Origin of the sequence: Nocardioides sp. (genome assembly GCF_035703625.1) — a bacterium.
Lineage (GTDB): Bacteria > Actinomycetota > Actinomycetes > Propionibacteriales > Nocardioidaceae > Nocardioides.
This window is the reverse complement of record NZ_DASSXS010000158.1, coordinates 1-20729: the sequence shown is the minus strand read 5'-3', so window position 1 is coordinate 20729 and position 20729 is coordinate 1. Positions and strand designations below refer to the sequence as shown.

The following is a 20729-nucleotide window of genomic DNA, read 5'->3' as shown; positions in this document are numbered from 1 at the left end:
GTGAAGGCGCCCGCTTCCCTCTCGCGTCGCAACATCGCCCTCTACGTCGTGACCGTGCTGGTCGCCTGCCTGTGCGTCGTGGGCGGCGTGATGGCGTGGCGCACGCACGAGGCCCGGGAACGCGCCCAGGCCGAGCAGGAGCGCTACGGCGAGGTGCTCGAGGCCGCCAGCGACGAGGCCGAGGCCTTCATCAACATCCGGTACGACGACGCACAGGCCAGCGTCGACAAGGTGGCCGAGGGTGCGACCGGGGAGTTCAAGAAGCAGTACTCCTCCTCGACCGAGGGCGTGCTCCAGGTGCTCAAGCAGGAGAAGTCGGTGATGGAGGGCGAGGTGCTGTGGGCGGGGGTCGTCGACGTCGACCAGGACAGCGCCACGGTCATCGCGGCCACGTCGGGCACCGTCGCCAACCGGCAGACGCAGAACCAGCCCGTGGCCCGCAACTTCCGCCTCCGGCTCGACCTCGTCCGTGAGAACGGACGCTGGTTGACCAACGACCTCCAGTTCGTGGGCTGATCACGTGACCTCGACCTCCCGTCCGTCCGGCCGTCGGCCCACCCGCCCGGTCGTCGGATCCCGCAACCCCACCGGCCGCCCGCGCCAGGTCGCGGGTCGTGGCCAGCCACCCGCGGACAAGCTCCATGACCCGGTCGACGACGGGGCCACCGAGGCCCCGGCCGCCGACGCCCCGCCGCAGCCTCCGCAGACGGAGCCACCGCCGCCGGGGGCGGTGGCCGATCCGTCACCGGCGCCTCCGCCGCCGACCCCGGCCGTGCCGTCGGACGGTTCCTCCGGCCTCCGCACCACGCTCGTGCTCGTGGTGGCCCTGGTGGTGCTGATCGGGGTCGCCGCGTTCGAGGGGTGGTACCTCTGGCTGCGCGAGGATCCCGTGGTGTCCTCCGACCGGCCGGTCGTGACCGGCGAGGTGGCGCACCGGTCGGCCGTCGAGGCCGCGAGCGAGGCCGCGGACGAGATCGTCTCGACGTCGTACACGAACTACGACGAACAGGTCGACCAGGCGGTGAGCATGATGACCGACGAGTTCGCCGGCCGCTACCGCCAGACCGCGGAGGACGTGCGCGAGCAGTTCGTCGACGCCAGGAAGGAGGTCCAGGTCGAGGTCGCCGCCGCCGGCGTCGTCCGCGCCTCACCGAGCCAGGTGGAGGCACTGCTCTTCCTCAACCAGTACGTCACGACCGACGGCAAGGACACGTCCTACACGCCCTACCGGGCGCTGGTCACGGTGGTGGACACCGAGCAGGGATGGCTGGTCTCCGACATCGAGACCAAGTAGAAAACTTCTGGATTGAGCCTGTCGAAATTAGAACGTGTTTCAGTAGGCTGGGGGTGGCCGGGGCCTTGAGCCCGTGACGCGTGAAGGGGAAGGATCCTGACGTGACCTCCCAACCCTCACGTGCCGAGACCGACCTGCTGATCGTGGGCGCCGGGCCGACCGGCCTGTTCGCCGCCTACTACGCGGGCTTCCGCGGATTCCGGGTCGCGGTGGTCGACTCGCTGCCGGAGCTGGGCGGTCAGATCACCGCGATGTACCCGGAGAAGGCGATCTTCGACGTTGCCGGCTTCCCCAACGTCAAGGGTCGTGACCTGGTGGACGGGCTGGTGGAGCAGGCCGGGACGGCCAAGCCTGAGTACTTCCTCGACCGGACCGCGACGAGCCTGCGCCACGACGCGGACAGCGTCACCATCGGCCTCGACGACGGGACCGAGATCCGCGCCAAGGCGGTGCTGATCACCGCGGGCATCGGCAAGTTCAGCCCCCGCCCGCTCCCGGCCGGCGACGGCTGGCTCGGCAAGGGCCTGGAGTTCTTCGTCCCGAGCTTCGCCCCGTACGCCGGCAAGGACGTCGTCATCGTCGGGGGCGGCGACAGTGCCTTCGACTGGGCCCTCCACCTCGAGCCGCTGGCCGCTTCTGTGACGCTGGTCCACCGGCGCGACAAGTTCCGCGCCCACCAGCGCACGGTCGAGCAGGTGCAGGCCACCTCGGTGGAGATCCTGACCAGGGCCCAGGTCACCGCGCTCAACGGCGGCGCGAACGGCGGCGGGCTGGAGACGGTCGACATCGACGTCGACGGGGAGGTGGTCACGCGCCCCTGCCAGGCGCTGGTGGCGGCGCTCGGCTTCGTCGCCGACCTCGGGCCCCTGCAGGAGTGGGGGATCGAGGTCGAGAAGCGGCACGTCGTGGTGGACTCCGCGATGCGGACCAACCTCGAGCGGGTGTTCGCCGCGGGGGACATCACCGAGTACCCCGGCAAGGTGCGGCTGATCGCGGTCGGCTTCGGGGAGGCCGCCACCGCCGTCAACAACGCCGCGGTCGCCATCGACCCGAGCGCCCACGTCTTCCCCGGCCACTCGAGCGACGTCCCATGAGTACTGCGAGCTCGCGGGAGGCGGTCCGCATGACCGACGAGGAGGTCGCGGCCTTCCTGGCCGAGCACCTCAAGGTCCAGGTCGCCACGACCGGCCGGGACGGCGTACCGCACCTGACCACGCTCTTCTACGTGCTCGACGAGGGCCGGATCGCGTTCTGGACCTACGGCTCCAGCCAGAAGATCCGCAACCTCGAACGCGACCCGCGGCTCAGCTGCCTCGTGGAGGACGGAGTCGACTACTTCGAGCTGCGCGGGGTCTCGATCACGGGCAAGGCGGAGCTGGTTCGCGAGCCGGACCGGATCCGTGCCATCGGCTCGGCCGTGGCCACCCGGATGGTCGGGGCCGACTCCTTCGAACAGCTGGGGGAGATCGGCCGGGAGCAGGTCGAGCGGCAGGTGTCGAAGCGGATCGGGGTCGTGGTGCATCCCGACCACCTCGCCACCTGGGACCACCACAAGATGACCACCGGTGGTTGAGGTGCGAGGCCGGTCACGGCCGAGCCTCGAAACCCCGGAACACGAGAGGAGACCAGCATGAAGATCAAGGTCGACTTCGACCTGTGCGAGTCCAACGCCCTGTGCGAGGGGATCGCCCCCGACGTCTTTGAGGTGGACGACGACGACTTCCTGCAGCTGAAGACGGACGAGACCACCGAGGAGAACCTCGAGCGGGTCAAGCAGGCCGTCGCCTCCTGCCCGCGTGCGGCGATCTCGCTGGAGGACGCGTGACCGATCTGGATGGTCGCGTCGCCGTGGTCACCGGGGCCGGAGCCGGTCTCGGCCGGGCCGAGGCGCTGGCGCTGGCGGCGGCCGGTGCCCGGGTGGTGCTCAACGACCTCCCGGGTGCGGCGGACGAGGCGGCGGAGGAGATCCGCTCCGGCGGCGGTGAGGCGGTCGTCGTGGGTGGTGACGTGGGGGAGCGGTCCACGGCCGACGCCCTGGTGGCCGCCGCCGTCGACGAGCTCGGGGGGCTCGACGTCGTGGTCAACAACGCCGGGATCACTCGCGACCGGATGCTGTTCAACCTCACCGACGACGAGTGGGACGACGTGATCCGGGTGCACCTGCGCGGGCACTTCCTGCTCTCCCGCAACGCTGCGGCGTACTGGCGTGGCAGGTCCAAGGGGAGCGGTGGGCCCGTCTACGGCAGCGTGGTCAACACGGCCTCCGAGGCGTTCCTCGGCGGGTCCCCGGGGCAGGCCAACTACGCGGCGGCCAAGGCCGGCATCACCGCGCTCACGCTCTCGACCGCCCGCGGGCTGGGCCGGATCGGCGTGCGCGCCAACGCCATCTGCCCCCGGGCGCGGACCGCGATGACCGCCGAGGTCTTCGGCGACGACGAGTCCGGTCTCGCGGTCGACCCCTACTCGCCCGAGCACGTCGCTCCGCTCGTGGCCTACCTCGCCTCGCCGGCCGCCGAGCGGATCACCGGCCAGGTGTTCGTCGTGTACGGCGGCATGGTGGCGCTCCTCGCCGCGCCGGTGGTGGAGCAGCGGTTCGACGCCTCCGGTGACCTCTGGAGCCTCGACGACCTGGCCAAGCAGGTCGGTGGCTACTTCGAGGACCGCGACCCCGCCGTCGGGTTCGCGGCGGACTCCGTCATGCAGCTGAAGGTCCGAGCGCAGCGAGGAGGTTGAGGTGTGAGGGCCGTCAGGGCCCGAGCCTCGATACCCCGCAAGCCGAAAGGAAACAGAACCATGGGTCGACTGACCGACAAGATCGCCATCGTCACCGGTGGCGCCCAGGGCCAGGGTGAGGCGATCGTGCGCGCCTTCGTGGCCGAGGGCGCCCGCGTGGTGATCGCCGACGTCGCGAAGGAGCCGGGCGTCGCGCTGGCCGAGGAGCTCGCCAGAGCTGAGCAGGGTGTCGCCGAGTTCCGGCACCACGACGTCACCGACGAGAGCTCCTGGACCACTCTCGTGGCGGAGACCATCGAGCGGTGGGGCCGGATCGACGTGCTGGTCAACAACGCCGGGATCCTGCGCTTCGGCCAGATCGACGAGATGACCCTGGAGGAGGCGGAGCTGGTCTGGCGGGTCAACCAGGGCGGCTGCTTCCTCGGCATGAAGGCGGTCGTGCCGACGATGAAGCGTCAGGGCGGCGGCTCGATCATCAACGCCTCCTCCGTGGAGGGGCTCGGCGGCATGGGCTCGGTGTCGGCGTACTGCGCCTCCAAGTGGGCGATCCGCGGCATGACCAAGGCCGTCTCGCACGAGCTCGCCTCCCGCAACATCCGGGTCAACTCGGTGCACCCCGGCATGATCAACACCCCGATGACCCAGGCCCACGGGGGCGACGTGGCCATGGAGTTCGGTGCCAGCAAGGTGCCGATGCGCCGCGTGGGCGTGCCCGCGGACGTGGCGCCGGCGTACGTCTTCCTGGCCAGCGACGAGAGCGCCTACGTCACCGGTGCCGAGATCGCCGTGGACGGCGGCGTGACCGCCACGCACGCCTTCGGAGGGTGACCCGCCCGGGTTTCGTGACGCGCGCGTTCGCTCGCTCCTCAACCACCGGTCTCCAGAGCCGCTGAGCCGCCCGAAAGTTTCGGGCGGGTCAGCGCAGGAGGAGCCGGACCGCGACGTCCATCTGGCGGGTGACGTCCTCGGAGGTCGTGCGGCCGGTGACCCAGCCGACGAGGGCGGCGAGCCAGACGTCGCCGATCACCTTCGCGATCGCGACGTCCTCCTCGGTGAGGTCGGTCTTGCCGGGCTGCATGGCCCTGGTCAGCATCGAGGTCATCAGCATGCCGACGTGGTGGATCTCGTTCTGCACCGACGCGTCGGCGAACATGAAGGCCCGGGTGAGGGCCTCGGTGAGGTGGGGCTCGCCCTGGAGGCCCCGGGTGGTGCGGCCGAGCACGTACATCACCCGCTCGTGCGGTGTGTCGCCGGGGATCGGCTTGCCGCGACCGGCCGCCTCCGCCTTCTCGAACTCGCGGCCGAGGGCCGAGACGAGCAGGTGGATCTTGGACGGGAAGTAGCGGTAGAGCGTCCCGAGGGCGACGTCAGCCTGCTCGGCGACCGCGCGCATCTGCACCGCGTCGAACCCGCCCCGCGTCGCGAGGGCGATCGTGGCGTCGAGGATGCGCTTGCGGCGGTCGCGCTGGGCGGCCGAGCCGAGGTCGTCGGCGGTCAGCGAGTTGGTGCTGGTCACCGGTTCCTCCGTAGCTGGATCCTCTGCTGGGACACGGCGTCTAGGCTAGCAACCGGTCAGGCATAATAGGAACACGTTTCACTTCGTCCTGCCCGGCGTGTCACCCCGACGAACCGGGGCATCCAGCCCCACGTCGGAGGGCGCGAGAGAGAGGACGAGGCGTTTGCGTGTGGCACTGCTGTCCTACCGGAGCAAGCCCCACTGCGGGGGCCAGGGCGTCTACGTCCGGCACCTGAGCCGGGAGCTGGTGAACCTCGGCCACGAGGTCGAGGTCTTCTCCGGACAGCCCTATCCCGAGCTCGATCCGGGCGTCCGGTTGACCAAGGTGCCGAGCCTGGACCTCTACCGCGAGCCCGACCCCTTCCGCGTCCCCAGGCCACGGGAGTTCCGCGACCTGGTCGACGTCCAGGAGTTCCTCACCATGTGCGTCGGCGGCTTCCCCGAGCCCCGGACGTTCGCCCGCCGCGTGGCGCGGCTGCTGGCCGAGCGGGTCGGCGACTTCGACGTCGTCCACGACAACCAGGTGCTGGCCTACGGGATGCTCGACATCGAGCGGCTCGGACTGCCGATGGTCACCACCATCCACCACCCGATCACCTTCGACCGGCGGATCGACCTCGAGGCCGCGCCGACCCTCCGCCGCAAGCTGGCCGTACGACGCTGGTACGGCTTCCTGCGGATGCAGGGCAAGGTCGCCCGGCAGGCCCGCCGGATCCTGACCCCGTCGGAGGCCTCCCGACGCGACATCGCGCGGGACTTCGGCGTCGACCCCGCCCGGATGCAGGTCATCCTGCTCGGCGTCGACGACGGGTTCGCACCGCCGACCCGGCCACGGGTCCCCGGGCGCATCCTCGCCATGGCCAGCGCCGACGCCCCGATGAAGGGCATCGCCACGCTGCTCGAGGCGTTCGCCAAGCTGCGCACCGAGCGCGACGTCGAGCTCGTCCTGGTCAGCAAGCCGCAGCCCGGCGGACGCACCGAGCAGATGATCGACCGGCTCGGCATCGGCGACTCGGTGCGCTTCGTCCACGGGGTCAGCGACGCAGACCTCGTCGAGCTGATGGGCTCGGCGGAGATCGCCTGCGTGCCCTCGCTCTACGAGGGCTTCAGCCTCCCGACCGCGGAGCTGATGGCCTGCGCCACCCCGCTGGTGGTCTCCCGCGCCGGCGCGATCCCCGAGGTCGTCGGCGAGGACGGTCAGTGCGCCGACCTGGTCACCCCGGGTGACGTGGGCGAGCTCGAGCAGGCCCTCGAGCGGATGCTCGACGACCCGGACCGCCGGGCCCGGATGGGGGCTGCCGGTCGCCGACGGGTGCAGGAGCTCTTCAGCTGGCGGGCCGTGGCCGCGGCCACCGCCGCGGCGTACCAGGGCGCGATCGACGACCGGACCGCAGGACAGACAGCAGACCAGGAGGACCCTCGTGCTGACCGTTGACTTCGACCGGCTGGGGCTGCGCCCCGGCGAGCGCGTGCTGGACATGGGGTGCGGGGCAGGCCGCCACGCGTTCGAGATGTACCGACGCGGCGCCGACGTCATCGCCTTCGACCAGGACGCCGACGAGCTGGCGGGGGTCCGCGAGCTCTTCGTGGCGATGCGGGAGGCCGGCGAGGTGCCCGAGGGCGCCGACGCCGATGTCAAGGAGGGCGACGCCCTCTCGCTGCCCTTCGCCGACGGGGAGTTCGACCGGATCGTGGCGGCCGAGGTGCTCGAGCACATCCCCGCCGACATCGCGGCCATCCGCGAGCTGGTGCGGGTCCTGCGGCCCGGTGGCACGATCGCGCTGACCGTCCCGCGCTGGTTCCCCGAGCTGGTCTGCTGGAAGCTCTCCGACGAGTACCACGACACGCCCGGCGGCCACATCAGGATCTACTCCGACGCCGAGCTGATCGGCAAGGCCACCGACGCGGGACTGACGTTCACCGGCAAGGACCACGCCCACGGCCTCCACACGCCGTACTGGTGGATCAAGTGTGCGGTCGGCGTGGACAACGACCGGCATCCGCTGGTCCGCGCCTACCACCGGGTCCTGGTCTGGGACATCATGAGCCGGCCGCGGACCACCCGTCTCGCGGAGCGGGTCCTCAACCCGATCGTGGGCAAGAGCATGGTGCTGTACTTCACCAAGCCCGAACCGGGGGGGCCGGATGCATCCTGACCGAGCCGCCGCCGTCCCGGGGGTGGACGGCCTGCTGACCCCCGCCCAGGTCGAGCAGACCGCTGCCGTGATCGCGGCCGCGCAGGAGCCCGACGGCGCCGTTCCGTGGACTGTCGGGGCGCACACCGACGTCTGGAACCACGTCGAGGCGGCGATGGCGCTGCTGGTCGGTGGACAGGTCGAGGCCTCCGACCGGGCCTTCGCCTGGTGCGTGGAGACCCAGCGTGAGGACGGCTCGTGGCCGATGAAGATCGTCGGTGGGGAGATCGAGGACCACAGCGGCGAGACCAACATGTCGGCGTACCTCGCCGTGGGCGTCTGGCACAACTGGCTGGTCCGCGGCGACGCCGACTTCGTACGCCGTCACTGGCCAGCGGTACGCCGCGGCCTGGACTGGGTGGTGTCGATGCAGCTGCCCTTCGGGGGCATCGCCTGGTCGCGCGAGTGGGCCGACGGTCGCCCGGCGGCGGTCAACCGGGAAGCCCTGGTCGCGGGCTCCTCCAGCATCTACCAGTCGTTGCGTGCCGGGGTGGCGCTCTCGGAGCTCATGGACGACCCACAGCCGGAGTGGGAGCTCGCCGGTGGCCGCCTGGGGCACGCGCTGCGCGAGCACCGCGACCTGTTCCTCGACAAGAGCACGTTCTCGATGGACTGGTACTACCCCGTGCTGGGTGGCGCGGTCCGGGGTTACCGCGGACGGCGCCTGCTCGAGAGCCGCTGGGACGACTTCGTGGTGCCCGGGCTCGGGATCAGGTGCGTCGACACCAACCCCTGGGTCACCGGCGCGGAGACCTGCGAGCTGGTGCTCGCGCTCGACGCGGTCGGAGAGCGGGAGAAGGCGCTCCGGCTGTTCGGCGACATGCAGCACCTGCGCACACCCGAGGGCGGCTACTGGACGGGCTACGTCTATCCGGACGCCGTGAACTGGCCGGCCGAGCACACGACGTACACGGCGGCGGCGGTGATCCTGGCGGCTGACGCCCTCGGCGAGGGCTCGCACGGCTCCGACATCATGCGCGGAGCCACGCTGCCGGCCGAGTTCGCGGAGTTCGGGCTCGAGTGTGAGTGCCGCGTCTCAGACGAGGACGTCGCCGGCGTCCCCTGAGACCCGTCGCAGCACCCGCATCGACCCCAGCGCCTCGACCTCCTCGAAGCTGCCGCCGGCGAGCGCCCGCACGAACACGTCGTACGGCGGCCGGCCGCCGTCGGCGGGATCCGGGAACACGTCGTGGATCACCAGCCAGCCGCCGGCCATCAGCCAGCGCGCCCACCCGGTGTAGTCGTTGTGGGCGTGCACCTCGGCGTGACCGCCGTCGATGAAGAGCATCGACAGGGGCGTGCGCCAGTGTGCCGACACCGTGGTCGACTTCCCGACGACCACCACCACCTGGTCCTCGAGCCCGGCCCGGGCGAGGGTGGTGCGCAGCGTCGGCAGGGTGTCCATCAGCCCGAGCTCGTCGTCCACGAGTGACGGGTCGTGGTGCTCCCAGCCCGCCTGGTTCTCCTCAGAACCCCGGTGGTGGTCGACGGTGAAGACGGTCCCGCCCACCTCGCGGGCCGCGGCGCCGAGGTAGATCGCCGACTTGCCGCAGTAGGTGCCCACCTCCAGGACCGGCCCGGCCGGCAGCCGCTCGCGGGCGGCGCGGTGCAGCAGCAGGCCCTCGTCGTCGGGCATGAACCCCTTGGCGGCCACGGCGTGCGCGTGCAGGTCGTGTGGCATGACGGGGCTGAGGTCGTGGTTGATATCGGGGCTGCCGGTGGTGTCGGGCACGGCGCCCAGCGTAGGATGTAGAACACGTTCTAATTCTGGTGGTCTCATGCAGACGTTCACGCTGACCCGCCCGAAAGTTTCGGGCGGGTCGGCGAATGGGAGGTAGTGGTGCTGGGCATCTCCGAGGAGCACGCGGAGCTCGCGGCCAGCCTGCGCAAGTGGGCGGCCACCGTGGGTGGTCCCGACGCCGCCCGCGCGGAGGAGGGCGACCCGGCCGCGACCTTCGACGACGCCTGGGGTGCCGTCGGCGAGATGGGTGTCGCGACGATCGCGCTGGCCGAGTCCGCGGGCGGTGGCGGCGGCACGGTGCTGGACCTGGCAGTGGCCCTCGAGGCCTGTGCCCACGGCCTGGTGCCCGGACCGCTCCTGGCCACGGCCATCGCGTCGGTCGTCCTGCCGCCCTCGACGGAGCTGCCCGGTGCCCGGGTCGGGCTCGCCCTCGAGCCCTGGCTGATCGTCGGTGAGCGCCTGGCGGGCACGGTCGAGGTGGTCTGGGACGCGCCCGGTGCCACCCACCTGCTGCTCGGAGGACGGGAGCCCGGGGGAGCCGAGGCCTGGTTCGTGGTTCCGGCGGCCCGGGTCGAGTGCTCGACGCCGACCCAGAGGTCGTCCTCGGGCACGCGACCCGCCGGTCTCGACCTGACCCGGCGCTTCGGGTCGGTGACGGTCGACCTCGCGACCGACGAGCTCGAGCCCGTCCCCGCCCTCGACGCGGCCCGGCTGCGGCGGGCGGCAGTCACCCTGGCTGCCGCCGAGGCGTCCGGGATCGCTCGCTGGTGCCTCGAGACGGCGGTGGAGTACGCCGGCGTGCGGGAGCAGTTCGGTGCCAGGATCGGCAGCTTCCAGGCGATCAAGCACCTGTGCGCCGAGATGCTCGAGACCGCCGAAGCGGTCACGGCCGCCGCCTGGGACGCGGCGTCGGTGGCCGGCGGTGACGACGACCAGTGGGCCTTTGCGGCGGACGTCGCCGGGGCGGTCGCGCTGGACGGTGCGGTGCGCAACGCCCAGGCGTGCATCCAGGTGCTCGGCGGCATCGGGTTCACGTTCGAGCACGATGCCCACCTCTACCTGCGGCGCGCGGTGTCGCTGCGCAGCCTGCTGGGCTCGCCCGACGCGTGGGCGGCGTCGCTGGCCCAGCGCGCCGTCGCGGGTCAGCGACGCCGGACGGAGGTCGACCTCGGCGGTCGCGACGTGGCCGTCCGAGACGACGTACGCCGTCGCGTGGCCGAGATCGCCGCGGCCCCGGTGGACCGGCAGCGCACCGCCCTGGTCGAGTCGGGATACCTGACCCCTCACTGGCCCGAGCCCCACGGGCTCGCCGCCGACGCGGTGACCCAGCTCGTCATCGACGAGGAGCTCGCCGCGGCGGGGGTCGAGCGACCGGACCTCAAGATCGGCGGCTGGGCAGCGCCCACGGTCCTGGCGCACGGATCGGCGGACCAACGTGAGCGCTTCGTGCGGCCGACCCTGCTCGGCGAGCTGACCTGGTGCCAGCTGTTCAGCGAGCCGGGCGCCGGCTCGGATCTCGCCTCCCTCCGCACCCGCGCCGTGCGCGCCACCGGACCGGCAGGTGAGGAGGGATGGCGGCTCACCGGGCAGAAGGTGTGGACCTCCCTGGCGCATGACGCCGACTGGGCGATCTGCCTGGCACGGACCGACCCGGACGTCCCGCAGCACCGGGGGATCACCTACTTCCTGCTCGACATGCGGGCCGACGGAGTGGACATCCGCCCGCTGCGGGAGATGACCGGGGACGCCATGTTCAACGAGGTGTTCCTCGACGACGTCTTCGTGGGCGACGACTGCGTGGTGGGCGAACCAGGCGACGGATGGCGGCTGGCCCGCACCACCCTGGCCAACGAACGGGTGGCCATGGCCGGGTCCCGGCTCGGCGTGAGCACCGAGCGTGCGGTCTCGCTGGCGCCGTCCGCCTCGCCGGCGGAGCAGGTCCGCGTCGGGCACGCCGTGGCCCTGGCGACGGTCTGCTCGCTGCTCGGCACCCGCTCCACGCTCCGGTCGCTGGCCGGGCAGGGCCCCGGCGCGGAGTCCAGCGTGGCCAAGCTGCTCGGCGTGCGCAGCCGGCAGGACGCCTCCGAGCTCGTGGTCGACCTGCACGGCGCCAGGGTCGTGCTCGGGGGTGAGGAGGTCGAGCAGGACGTGCACGAGATGCTGCTGACCCGGTGCCTGTCGATCGCCGGCGGTACGACGCAGATCCTCCGCAACGTCGCTGCCGAGCGGATCCTGGGCCTGCCGCGCTGACGCCGAGGGTCAGCCCGAGGAGGAGACCGACTCCGGACCGGACGTGGTCCGCGCGCCCCGCCAGCGGTTCCAGTGCCAGTGGAGGTAGCGGTCGATGGCGCGGACGACGTGCGCCGACCTGACCGAGGGGAAGATGTCGAAGGCGTGCTGGGCGCCGGGCAGCTCGGCGTACACCACCGTCCTCTTCGAGACCGCCTTGAGCTCGTCGACGAAGAGCCGCGCCTGCGCGACGGGGACGAGCGTGTCGTGGACCCCGTGCAGGACGAAGAAGTCGGGCGCCTCGGGGGTGATGCGCAGCAGGGGGGAGGCAGCCTCGAAGTCCGCGCGCGCCTCGGGCCAGGGCTTCTGGAAGATCCGCGGCGCGAGGAACGAGTCCCGGAGCAGCTCGGCGCTGCGCAGCCCGGTGACACCGGCGAAGTCGTAGACCCCGTAGTGCGGCACGGCGACCTGCACGGTGGTGTCGGCGTCCTCGAAGCCGGGCTGGTAGTCCGGGTCGTTGGGAGTAAGGGCGGCGAGCGCGGACAGGTGGCCGCCCGCCGAGCCTCCGGTGATGGCGAGGTAGTCGGGGTCCCCGCCGTAGGCGGCGATGTTCTCCCGGATCCACGCGATGGCCTTCTTCACGTCGACGATGTGCGCGGGGAAGGGGTCGCGCGGCGCGAGCCGGTAGTTGATCGCGACGCAGACCCAGCCCTTCGAGGCCATGTGCTGCATGAGCGGGATGCCCTGCTGGTCCTTGGTGCCGATCGTCCAGCCGCCCCCGTGCACCTGCAGCAGGACCGGAGCGCCCGCCAGGTCCTCGACGTCGGGCAGGTAGATGTCGAGGAGGCCGCGGCGGCCGGCGTCGCTGTAGCGGAGGTCCTTCTCCACCCGCACCCCGACCTCGCGCATCCGGAAGGGGTTGACCAGCTTGCGCCAGGGTGTGGCCAGGTCGTCCGGGGTGGGCGCGGTGTCCAGCTGCTCGACGTAGTCGACGCCGAGGCCCTCGACCAGGGCGTCCTCGGCGTGATGCTGCACCTTGCGGCTCTCCGCCACCAGGTAGGCCAGGCCGGCGGACGCGACGCCGGCCAGGGCGAGTCCCGTCCGGTCGCGCCGTTTCCCGCTGGCGGCGTTCGCCGCCGCGTCCGCGACGGTGAGGGCGAGCAGGTGGGGGGCGAGCTCGCCGGTCAGCCAGCCGGCGAAGAAGGCCGGTACGCCGGCGCGGAACCCCGGCACCGGCCGGATCGCGTTGGCCGTGAGAGCAACCGTGACGAGCTGTCGACGCAGGAAGGACACGGCTGAGATGCTAGTCCAGAACCCTCAGAAATTAGAACGCGTTCCAGTTTCGGATAGGATGAGCCCATGGATCGATTGTCCGGACTCGACGCGAGCTTCCTCTACCTCGAGACCCCCGAGCAGCTCATGCACGTCTGCGGCCTCATCGTGCTGGACCCGGCCACGATGCCCGAGGGCTACTCCTTCAAGGGGATGCAGTCCGAGATCGACAACCGGGTCCACGACGTCCCGCACTTCACCCGCAAGCTGCGCAAGGTCCCGCTCAAGCTCGACCACCCGATCTGGGTGCGTGACACCCACTTCGACATCGATCGCCATGTCCACCGGCTCGCCCTTCCGCAGCCCGGCGGGTACGACGAGCTGGTCGAGCTGTGCGGCCACCTCGCCGGCCAGCCCCTGGACCGCTCCCGGCCGCTGTGGGAGATGTGGATCATCGAGGGCTATGAGGGCGACAAGATCGCGGTCTTCTCCAAGATGCACCACGCGACGGTCGACGGGGTCTCCGGAGCGAACCTGATCTCCCATCTGTGCAGCCTCGAGCCGGACGCACCCCCGATCGCCGAGAAGGACGACACCGGGTTCGGGCGGGATCCGCGGGAGCTGGAGCTGCTCGGGCGGGGAATGATGACCACGCTCACCCGTCCTCTCACCGCCGCGAGGCTGCTGGCCCCGTCGACGCAGCTGATCACCAAGACCCTGGGCCGGGCCCGCGAGGGCACCGCGATGGCAGCGCCGTTCTCGGCGCCCCGTACCTCCTTCAACGGCACCATCACCGGTCACCGGACCATCGGCCTGGCCGACATGAGCCTCGAGGACATCAAGGCGGTCAAGAAGGCGACCGGCACGACCGTCAACGACGTGGTCCTGGCCGTCTCGGGCGGAGCCCTGCGCTCCTACCTCGAGGACCGCGGTGAGCTGCCGTCGAACTCGCTGCTGGCGACGGTCCCCGTCTCGGTGCGCGAGGAGTCGAAGCGGTCCGATGGCGCCAACAAGGTGTCCGCGCTCTTCGCCAAGCTCGGCACCGACGTCGAGGACCCGCTCGAGAGGCTCGACGACCTGTCCTCGGCCAACCGCCATGCCAAGGAGCACCACAACGCGATCAGCGCGGACTCCCTGCAGGACTGGGCCGAGTTCGCGGCGCCCCGCACCTTCGGGCTGGCCGTCCGCGCCTACGCCGGGCTCCGTCTCGCCGAGCGGCACCCGGTCGTGCACAACCTGGTGATCTCCAACGTGCCGGGCCCGCCGATCCCGCTCTACTTCACGGGGGCGAAGATCGAGGCGCTCTACCCGCTCGGCCCGGTGTTCCACGGAGCCGGCGTCAACATCACGGTGGCGTCCAACCACGGCCACATGCACGTCGGGATCATCGCCTGTCGCGAGTCGATGCCCGACGTCGACGACCTGGTGCGGCGCTTCCCCGTCGAGCTGGACCGGCTCAGCTCGGCCGTCGCGGCGCAGCAGCAGGCGACGCCGATCACCAGCAAGAAGACCTCCAAGAAGGCGGCCGCCCCCAAGGCCTAGCTCGTTGAGTCGGGGATTCCCGACCGTCGAAAAGGGGATTCCCGTCACCCGGGCGACGCGGATCCCCGACTCAAAGGACCGGAATCCCCAACTCAACGGGGTGGGCGGGCGCGGTGGCGGGCGTAGACCGTCGCGACCGCCTCGACGAAGACCGGGACGAACTTCTCCGCCTCCATGACGCAGCAGGCGTGCCCGGCGTCGATGTCGTGCACCGTCGCCGCCGGGATGCGCCGCGCGACGTCGAGCTGGCGCTTGGTCGGGACGACCTTGTCGTCGTTGGTGACGACCACCGCGGTGGGGACGTCGATCGTCGAGAGCCACGGTCGCGAGTGGTGACGCCCGAGCGCCGCGACCGCCTGGCCGACCGCCCACGGGCTGGTGCTGCGGAACTCCCGCATCGCCCAGTCGTGCAGGTCGGAGTCGAGGTCCAGCGCCTCCGCGAACACCCGGGCCGACCGCACCGCCGTCCGGGATCGCGAGACCTGGCGGGTGCCCAGCATCGCGAACTCCAGGCCGGCGTGGAACACCCGCTCCGACGGGCTCGACCGGAACCGGTCGGTGGTCGCGCAGAGCACCAGCCCGGCCACCCGGGACGGGTGCTGGCGCCAGACGCGCTGGGCGATGATCGAGCCCATGGAGTAGCCGGCGAGGATCGCCTGGTCGATGCCGAGCACGTCGAGCAGGGCCGCGGCGTCGTCGGCGCAGTCGTGGAGCGAGAACTCCTCGGACTTGATGCCCCGGCCGTGCCAGCGCTGGTCGAGCGTGACCACCCGGTACCGCTCGGCCAGGGGCCGGACGGACGGGTACCACGTCAGCAGTCCGGTGCAGCCCAGCGCGTGCAGCAGCACGATCGTGGGGGAGTCCTTGCGGGGGCCCGGCGTGTCCGTGACGTAGGTCGAGCCTCGCCCCGGAAGCTCCACCATCCGGCCGTCCGGAATCGGGGCCCAGGGCAGGTAGAACGAACGGCGCACGAGCTGGCGCGGTGACAGAAAGGACACGAGGCCTCCTCGCTGGCGGGACTAGAACAGGTTACAGTTTGTGACGACCGATCCGACAGCACCCCCGAGGAGTAGACGCCGGTGAGCCCTGAAGTCGCCGAGACCCAGGCCGCCGTCGGTGACGTGGTCCGTCAGGCGCTGGACCGCGACGCCGACTGGGCCGGGCTCGCCTCGGCCGGGCTGCTGTCCCTCCCGGTGCCCGAGGCGTACGGCGGCGAGGGGCTCGGCCTGCCCGAGGTCTCCGTGCTGCTGCGCGAGGTGGGCCGCCGGGCCGGAGCGCTGCCGGTCTGGGAGACGCTCTGCTGCGGCGCGCTGGTCCTGGCCGCGGCCGGGAGCGAGGAGCAACGACGGCGGCTGCTCCCCGGGGTGGGCACCGGAGAGGTGGTGCTCACCCCCGCGCTCCGGGAGGCCGGCTCCGGGATCCCGGAGATGCCCGCGACGACCCTGGCGGCCGGCCGCCTGACCGGCCGCAAGATCGGCGTGACCTACGCCGAGGATGCGGCGGCGCTGCTCGTGCCGGCGTACGACGGCGAGCGGGTCGTGGTCGCCCTCCTCGACCCGAGGACCGACGGGGTGACCCTGCTGCCCTCTCCCTCCTCACGTGGGGCGATCGAGCACACGGTGGTCCTCAGCGGTGCCGAGGCCGAGGTCCTCCCGGGTGACGACGCCGCCGGGATCCTGCGCCGGCTCGCGGTCGCCGGGCTCTGCCTCACCGCCGCCGGGGTGCTGGCGGGCGCGCGCGACCTGACTGCCGACTACGTCAAGGGCCGCGAGCAGTTCGGCCGCAAGCTGGCGGAGTTCCAGGCCGTCGCCCAGCAGGTCGCCGACGTCTACATCGCGTCCCGGACCGTCAGCCTGGCCGCCGACAACGCGGCCTGGCGCGTGGCCGAGGGGCTCGACGCGACCGACGACCTCGCCGTCGCCGCGCACTGGACCTGCGTCGAAGGCCTCCCCGCGCTGCACACCTGCCAGCACCTGCACGGCGGCATGGGCGTCGACGAGACCTACCCCCTGCACCGCTACTTCTCGTGGGTCACCGACCTCACCCGTGCCCTCGGCGGCCCGGTGCTGACGGCCGAGGCGGTCCGGATCGAGGACCCGCAGGCCAAGAACCTCGAGCTCACCGAGTCGCAGCGAGAGCTCAAGGCCGAGCTCCGCGACTACTTCACCGGCCTGGCCGACGACGACGAGCACCGCGAGATGGCCACCGACCGCCACGGCGCGACGTACCAGAAGACGATCCGGAAGATGGGCGACGACGGCTGGATGGGCGTCGGCTGGCCCGAGGAGTACGGCGGCCACGGGCTCGGCGAGGTCGAGCAGACGATCTTCGCCAACGAGGCGCAGCGCGCCGACGTCCACCTGCCCGCCGTGACCCTGCAGACGGTCGGTCCGACGCTGATCCGCTACGGCACCGACCGTCAGAAGGACCTCTTCCTCAAGCGGATCCTCGCCGGCGACGTCCACTTCGCGATCGGCTACAGCGAGCCGGACGCCGGCACCGACCTCGCCTCGCTGCGCACGAGCGCCCGGCGCGATGGTGACCACTACGTCGTGAACGGCCAGAAGCTCTGGACCACCGGCGGTCACCAGGCCGACTACCTGTGGCTGGCCTGCCGGACCGATCGGGACGCCCCGAAGCACCAGGGCATCTCGATCCTGATCGTCGACACCTCCGACCCCGGCTACTCCTGGACGCCCATCATCACCGCCGACGGCGCCCACCACACCAACGCGGTCTACCTCAACGACGTACGCGTGCCGGCCGACATGCTGGTGGGGGAGGAGAACCAGGGGTGGAAGCTGATCACCACCCAGCTCAACCACGAACGCGTGATGCTCGGCCCCGCGGGCCGGATCGAGGGACTCCGCGACCGGGTGGCCGCCTGGGCCGACCGGGCCGGCGTCCTCGACGAGCCCGACGTCCGTGCCGCGCTGGCGGACGCGACCGCGGTCTTCCGCGTCAACGAGCTGCTCAACTGGCAGGTCGCCAGGACCGCCGAGGCGGGTGAGGTCGACGTCGCCGACGCGTCGGCGTCGAAGGTGTTCGCCTCCGACCAGGTCCAGCGACTCGGCCGGGTGCTGGCCGGGATCGTGCACCGGTACGGCGATCTCGCCGACCCCGCGACCGGGGACCTCGCGGACTACCTCGACAAGCAGGCCAAGCGGAACCTCGTGCTCACCTTCGGTGGCGGCGTCAACGAGGTCCAGCGGGAGCTGATCACGATGTTCGGCCTCGGCCTGCCGCGGGTGCCCCGATGACCCACCCCACGATGACCGAGACTGCGACCCACGACGACATCATGTCCGCCGCCGAGCGGATCAGGGCCAGGGGCGAGACCTCGCCGCGACCCGGCCGCGACCCGGTCAACCAGCCGATGATCAACAACTGGGTCGAGGCGATCGGCGACTCCGACCCGCGCTGGCGGGCGGGTGAGGCGCCGCCCGCGATGCTCCAGGTGTGGACGATGGGCGGACTGCACCCGACGCGGGACCCCGACGACCCGCTGCACTCGATGATGACCGTGCTCACCGACGCCGGCTTCACCGGAGTGCTCGGCACCAACTGCGAGCAGGAGTACGCCCGTCCGCTCCGCGTCGGCGAGGAGCTCACGGTCACCACCCGGCTCGAGTCGGTGGTGGGGCCCAAGCAGACCGGCGTCGGCGAGGGCTACTTCGTGACCACCCGCAACGTGTGGCGCGTCGCCCATCCCGATGGACGCAGCGAAGTGGTCGCCAGCATGCTGTTCCGGGTGCTGAAGTTCCTGCCGAAGGAACCGGTGCCCGATCCCGGCGAGTTCGTCCTCCGCCCGCAGCAGAACCGAGACACGGCGTACTTCTGGGAGGGCACACAGGCCGGCGAGCTCCGGATCCAGACCTGCAACGCCTGCGGCGCACTGCGTCACCCACCGGGCCCGGCCTGCCCCGAGTGCGGGGCGCTGGACCGCGGGTACGTCGTCGCCTCCGGCCGCGGCACCGTCTTCTCCTACGTCGTGCACCGGCACCCGCCCGTCCCGGGGCGCGAGCTGCCGATCCTGCTCGCCGTCGTCGACCTCGAGGAGGGCGTCCGGATGGTCGGGGAGCTGGTCGACATCGAGCCGGAGAAGATCGAGATCGGCATGCCCGTGTCCGTCGACTTCCGGCGCATCGACGACGGCCTCACCCTCCCCGTCTGGAGGCAGGAATGAACAACCTCCCCGAGTGGCGGCTGCCGGTCACGACCACGCTCGTCGTGAGCACGGCGATCGCCACCCGCGACTTCCAGGACGTCCACCACGACCGCGACCTCGCCCAGTCCTACGGGTCGCAGGACATCTTCCTCAACATCCTCACCACGACCGGGCTGGTGCAGCGCTACGTGACCGACACGCTGCGTGACATGGGTTCGGGCGAGGTCGACCTGGCCGGGATCGCGCTGCGGCTCGGCGCGCCGGCCCACCCGGGCGACGAGCTCACCTTCACCGGCACCCGCGACGGTGACACCGTGTCCGTGGTGGGCGTGGTCGCGCAGGGCGACCAGGTCAGGGGCGACCACGTGACGGCGACGGTGACACTGCGATGACGGCGGCACTCTCCGGCCGGGCCGCGATCGCCGGCATCGGCGCGACCGAGTTCTCCAAGGAGTCGGGCCGCTCCGAGCTGCAGCTCTCGGTCGAGGCGATCCGGGCGGCGCTCGCCGACTGCGGGCTCGCCCCCAGCGACGTCGACGGCCTGACGACGTTCACGATGGACACGTCGTCGGAGGTCGCGGTCGCCCGCGAGCTCGGGATGGGTGAGCTGAGGTTCTTCAGCCGGATCAGCTACGGCGGCGGTGCGGCGTGCGGCATCGTCCAGCAGGCCGCGATGGCGGTCGCGACCGGCGTCGCCGACGTGGTGGTCTGCTACCGGGGGTTCAACGAGCGCTCCGGCCAGCGTTTCGGCCGGGCCTCGGTGTGGGCCAACGAGCAGGTCAACACCAACGGCCTCGACAACGCCTGGTCCTACCCCCACGGCCTGACCACGCCGGCCGCGATGGTGGCGATGCAGGCCCAGCGCTACCTGCACGACCACGGCGCCACGTCGGAGGACTTCGGCCGGGTCGCGGTCGCCGACCGGCGGCACGCCGCCACCAACCCCCAGGCGTTCTTCTACGGCAAGCCGATCACCCTGGAGGACCACCAGGCGTCGCGGATGATCGTCGACCCGCTCCACCTGCTCGACTGCTGCCAGGAGAGTGACGGCGCGGTGGCACTGGTGGTGGTGTCGGCCGAACGCGCCCGCGACCTGCCGCACCCCCCGGCGTTCGTCGCCGCGGCGGCGCAGGGGAGTGCGCCGGAGCAGTTCGTGATGACGTCCTACTACCGCGGCGACATCGGCGTCCCCGAGATGGGCGTGGTCGGCCGCGAGCTGTGGCGTCAGTCCGGTCTCGGGCCCGAGGACATCCAGACCGCCGTCCTCTACGACCACTTCACGCCCTACGTCCTGATGCAGCTCGAGGAGCTCGGCTTCTGCGGGCGGGGAGAGGCGCCGGGCTTCATCGCCGACGGCGCCATCGAGATCGGCGGGCGGCTACCGATCAACACGCACGGCGGCCAGCTCGGCGAGGCCTACATCCACGGCATGAACGGCATCGCCGAGGCGGTCCGCCAGGTGCGGCGTACGTCGGTCAACCAGGTCGACGACGTCGCGCACGTGCTGGTCACGGCCGGAACCGGCGTACCCACGAGCGGGCTGGTGCTCTCGGCCTGAGCAGGCGCTCAGTCCTCGGGACTCTCCGGGCGGGTCATCCACTTCGACCAGGCGAAGGCGAGCCCCAGCATCAGGATGAGAAAGCTCGAAATCGCGATCGCGACAATCAACCACATCGGCACGGTGACCACCTCGATCCAAGGCTACGCCGCCGATCTGGGGGAGTCACGCACCGGAGCGGCCGCTCGGCGCCGGCCCCTGGTCAGTTGATGTCGAACTCGTTCCTCTCGGGGTCGGTCATGGCGACCGCGTAGTGGTCGAGTCCCTCCTCGGAGACCGTGTGCAGTCGCGTGGCGCCGAGGGACACCAGCCGTCGTACCTCGGCCTCGACGCGCTCGCGCCTGAGGTCGAGGGGCGCCTCGCGCCCGCCGCTGGCGTTGACGTCGATGTGGAGACGGTTCTTGACCGACTTCCGCTCAGGGACGACCTGGAACCAGATGCGCGGGCCCTCGCCCGCCGGGTCCACGATGCTGTCGTCACC

The 20729-nt window shown here is 71.5% G+C and carries 22 protein-coding genes; 16 read left to right on the top strand and 6 right to left on the bottom strand.

Features of this window, described 5'->3' with window-relative positions:
- The 7 genes from VFN12_RS07875 (at nt 1) to VFN12_RS07845 (ending at nt 4855) form a co-directional block, all read left to right on the top strand.
- Nucleotides 1-516 carry a hypothetical protein gene (locus tag VFN12_RS07875; protein WP_325118086.1) on the top strand — a complete coding sequence of 172 codons (516 nt, stop codon included), beginning with the start codon at nt 1-3 and terminating at the stop codon, nt 514-516.
- Nucleotides 517-520: 4 nt separating this feature from the next.
- On the top strand, nt 521-1294 hold the full coding sequence (locus VFN12_RS07870) for a hypothetical protein (RefSeq protein WP_325118085.1): 774 nt from the start codon (nt 521-523) through the stop codon (nt 1292-1294).
- A 101-nt stretch (nt 1295-1395) separates the two neighbouring features.
- Nucleotides 1396-2388, top strand: a complete 993-nt coding sequence (locus tag VFN12_RS07865; protein WP_325118084.1) for an NAD(P)/FAD-dependent oxidoreductase — start codon at nt 1396-1398, stop codon at nt 2386-2388.
- A complete protein-coding gene (locus VFN12_RS07860) occupies nt 2385-2867 on the top strand; it encodes a pyridoxamine 5'-phosphate oxidase family protein (RefSeq protein ID WP_325118083.1) in 483 nt (160 codons plus the stop codon). The genes VFN12_RS07865 and VFN12_RS07860 overlap by 4 nt, the downstream gene beginning before the upstream one ends.
- Before the next feature lie 57 nt (nt 2868-2924).
- Nucleotides 2925-3119, top strand: a complete 195-nt coding sequence (locus VFN12_RS07855; protein ID WP_325118082.1) for a ferredoxin — start codon at nt 2925-2927, stop codon at nt 3117-3119.
- A complete protein-coding gene (locus VFN12_RS07850) occupies nt 3116-4027 on the top strand; it encodes a 3-oxoacyl-ACP reductase (RefSeq protein ID WP_325118081.1) in 912 nt (303 codons plus the stop codon). The genes VFN12_RS07855 and VFN12_RS07850 overlap by 4 nt, the downstream gene beginning before the upstream one ends.
- Before the next feature lie 60 nt (nt 4028-4087).
- Nucleotides 4088-4855 (top strand): glucose 1-dehydrogenase, encoded by a 768-nt coding sequence (locus VFN12_RS07845; RefSeq protein WP_325118080.1) that lies wholly within the window; start codon nt 4088-4090, stop codon nt 4853-4855.
- Nucleotides 4856-4943: 88 nt separating this feature from the next.
- Here VFN12_RS07845 and VFN12_RS07840 read toward each other — a convergent pair whose 3' ends face one another.
- Nucleotides 4944-5543 carry a TetR family transcriptional regulator gene (locus VFN12_RS07840; protein ID WP_325118079.1) on the bottom strand — a complete coding sequence of 200 codons (600 nt, stop codon included), beginning with the start codon at nt 5541-5543 and terminating at the stop codon, nt 4944-4946.
- Nucleotides 5544-5712: 169 nt separating this feature from the next.
- Between VFN12_RS07840 and VFN12_RS07835 the strand changes: the two genes are divergently transcribed.
- Genes VFN12_RS07835 through VFN12_RS07825 form a run of 3 tightly spaced genes read left to right on the top strand, consistent with a single transcriptional unit; the run spans nt 5713 to nt 8804 of the window.
- A complete protein-coding gene (locus tag VFN12_RS07835; protein WP_325118078.1) occupies nt 5713-6978 on the top strand; it encodes a glycosyltransferase family 4 protein in 1266 nt (421 codons plus the stop codon).
- Nucleotides 6965-7699, top strand: a complete 735-nt coding sequence (locus tag VFN12_RS07830) for a class I SAM-dependent methyltransferase (RefSeq protein WP_325118077.1) — start codon at nt 6965-6967, stop codon at nt 7697-7699. Before VFN12_RS07835 ends, VFN12_RS07830 begins: the two co-directional genes overlap by 14 nt.
- Complete coding sequence (locus VFN12_RS07825; RefSeq protein ID WP_325118076.1) at nt 7689-8804, top strand: prenyltransferase; 1116 nt, start codon at nt 7689-7691, stop codon at nt 8802-8804. The genes VFN12_RS07830 and VFN12_RS07825 overlap by 11 nt, the downstream gene beginning before the upstream one ends.
- Here VFN12_RS07825 and VFN12_RS07820 read toward each other — a convergent pair.
- On the bottom strand, nt 8775-9470 hold the full coding sequence (locus VFN12_RS07820; RefSeq protein WP_325118075.1) for a class I SAM-dependent methyltransferase: 696 nt from the start codon (nt 9468-9470) through the stop codon (nt 8775-8777). The genes VFN12_RS07825 and VFN12_RS07820 overlap by 30 nt on opposite strands.
- A 108-nt stretch (nt 9471-9578) precedes the next feature.
- Here VFN12_RS07820 and VFN12_RS07815 point away from each other — a divergent pair, with 108 nt between their 5' ends.
- Nucleotides 9579-11729: an acyl-CoA dehydrogenase gene (locus tag VFN12_RS07815; RefSeq protein WP_325118074.1), complete on the top strand. Its 2151-nt coding sequence runs from the start codon at nt 9579-9581 to the stop codon at nt 11727-11729.
- A 9-nt stretch (nt 11730-11738) separates the two neighbouring features.
- Here VFN12_RS07815 and VFN12_RS07810 read toward each other — a convergent pair whose 3' ends face one another.
- A complete protein-coding gene (locus VFN12_RS07810) occupies nt 11739-13001 on the bottom strand; it encodes an alpha/beta hydrolase (RefSeq protein ID WP_325118073.1) in 1263 nt (420 codons plus the stop codon).
- A 66-nt stretch (nt 13002-13067) separates the two neighbouring features.
- Here VFN12_RS07810 and VFN12_RS07805 point away from each other — a divergent pair, with 66 nt between their 5' ends.
- The gene (locus VFN12_RS07805) at nt 13068-14522 is read left to right on the top strand and encodes a wax ester/triacylglycerol synthase family O-acyltransferase (RefSeq protein ID WP_325118072.1); all 1455 of its coding nucleotides are present in this window, start codon (nt 13068-13070) and stop codon (nt 14520-14522) included.
- A 92-nt stretch (nt 14523-14614) separates the two neighbouring features.
- Here VFN12_RS07805 and VFN12_RS07800 read toward each other — a convergent pair whose 3' ends face one another.
- Complete coding sequence (locus VFN12_RS07800) at nt 14615-15520, bottom strand: alpha/beta hydrolase (RefSeq protein ID WP_325118071.1); 906 nt, start codon at nt 15518-15520, stop codon at nt 14615-14617.
- A gap of 81 nt (nt 15521-15601) precedes the next feature.
- Here VFN12_RS07800 and VFN12_RS07795 point away from each other — a divergent pair, with 81 nt between their 5' ends.
- From VFN12_RS07795 to VFN12_RS07780, 4 genes are read left to right on the top strand one after another with little or no spacing between them, the layout of a single operon-like run.
- Nucleotides 15602-17782, top strand: a complete 2181-nt coding sequence (locus VFN12_RS07795; protein ID WP_325118070.1) for an acyl-CoA dehydrogenase — start codon at nt 15602-15604, stop codon at nt 17780-17782.
- An 11-nt stretch (nt 17783-17793) separates the two neighbouring features.
- Nucleotides 17794-18708, top strand: a complete 915-nt coding sequence (locus tag VFN12_RS07790) for a bifunctional MaoC family dehydratase N-terminal/OB-fold nucleic acid binding domain-containing protein (RefSeq protein ID WP_325118069.1) — start codon at nt 17794-17796, stop codon at nt 18706-18708.
- Complete coding sequence (locus VFN12_RS07785; protein ID WP_325118068.1) at nt 18705-19082, top strand: beta-hydroxyacyl-ACP dehydratase; 378 nt, start codon at nt 18705-18707, stop codon at nt 19080-19082. The genes VFN12_RS07790 and VFN12_RS07785 overlap by 4 nt, the downstream gene beginning before the upstream one ends.
- Nucleotides 19079-20248, top strand: coding sequence for a lipid-transfer protein (locus VFN12_RS07780; RefSeq protein ID WP_325118067.1), 1170 nt, complete (start codon nt 19079-19081; stop codon nt 20246-20248). The genes VFN12_RS07785 and VFN12_RS07780 overlap by 4 nt, the downstream gene beginning before the upstream one ends.
- An 8-nt stretch (nt 20249-20256) precedes the next feature.
- Here VFN12_RS07780 and VFN12_RS07775 read toward each other — a convergent pair whose 3' ends face one another.
- Together VFN12_RS07775 and VFN12_RS07770 are read right to left on the bottom strand one after the other, a co-directional pair.
- Nucleotides 20257-20379, bottom strand: coding sequence for a hypothetical protein (locus VFN12_RS07775; RefSeq protein WP_325118066.1), 123 nt, complete (start codon nt 20377-20379; stop codon nt 20257-20259).
- Between the two features lie 71 nt (nt 20380-20450).
- The coding region (locus tag VFN12_RS07770; RefSeq protein ID WP_325118065.1) for a VOC family protein at nt 20451-20729 on the bottom strand (279 nt) is incomplete at its 5' end.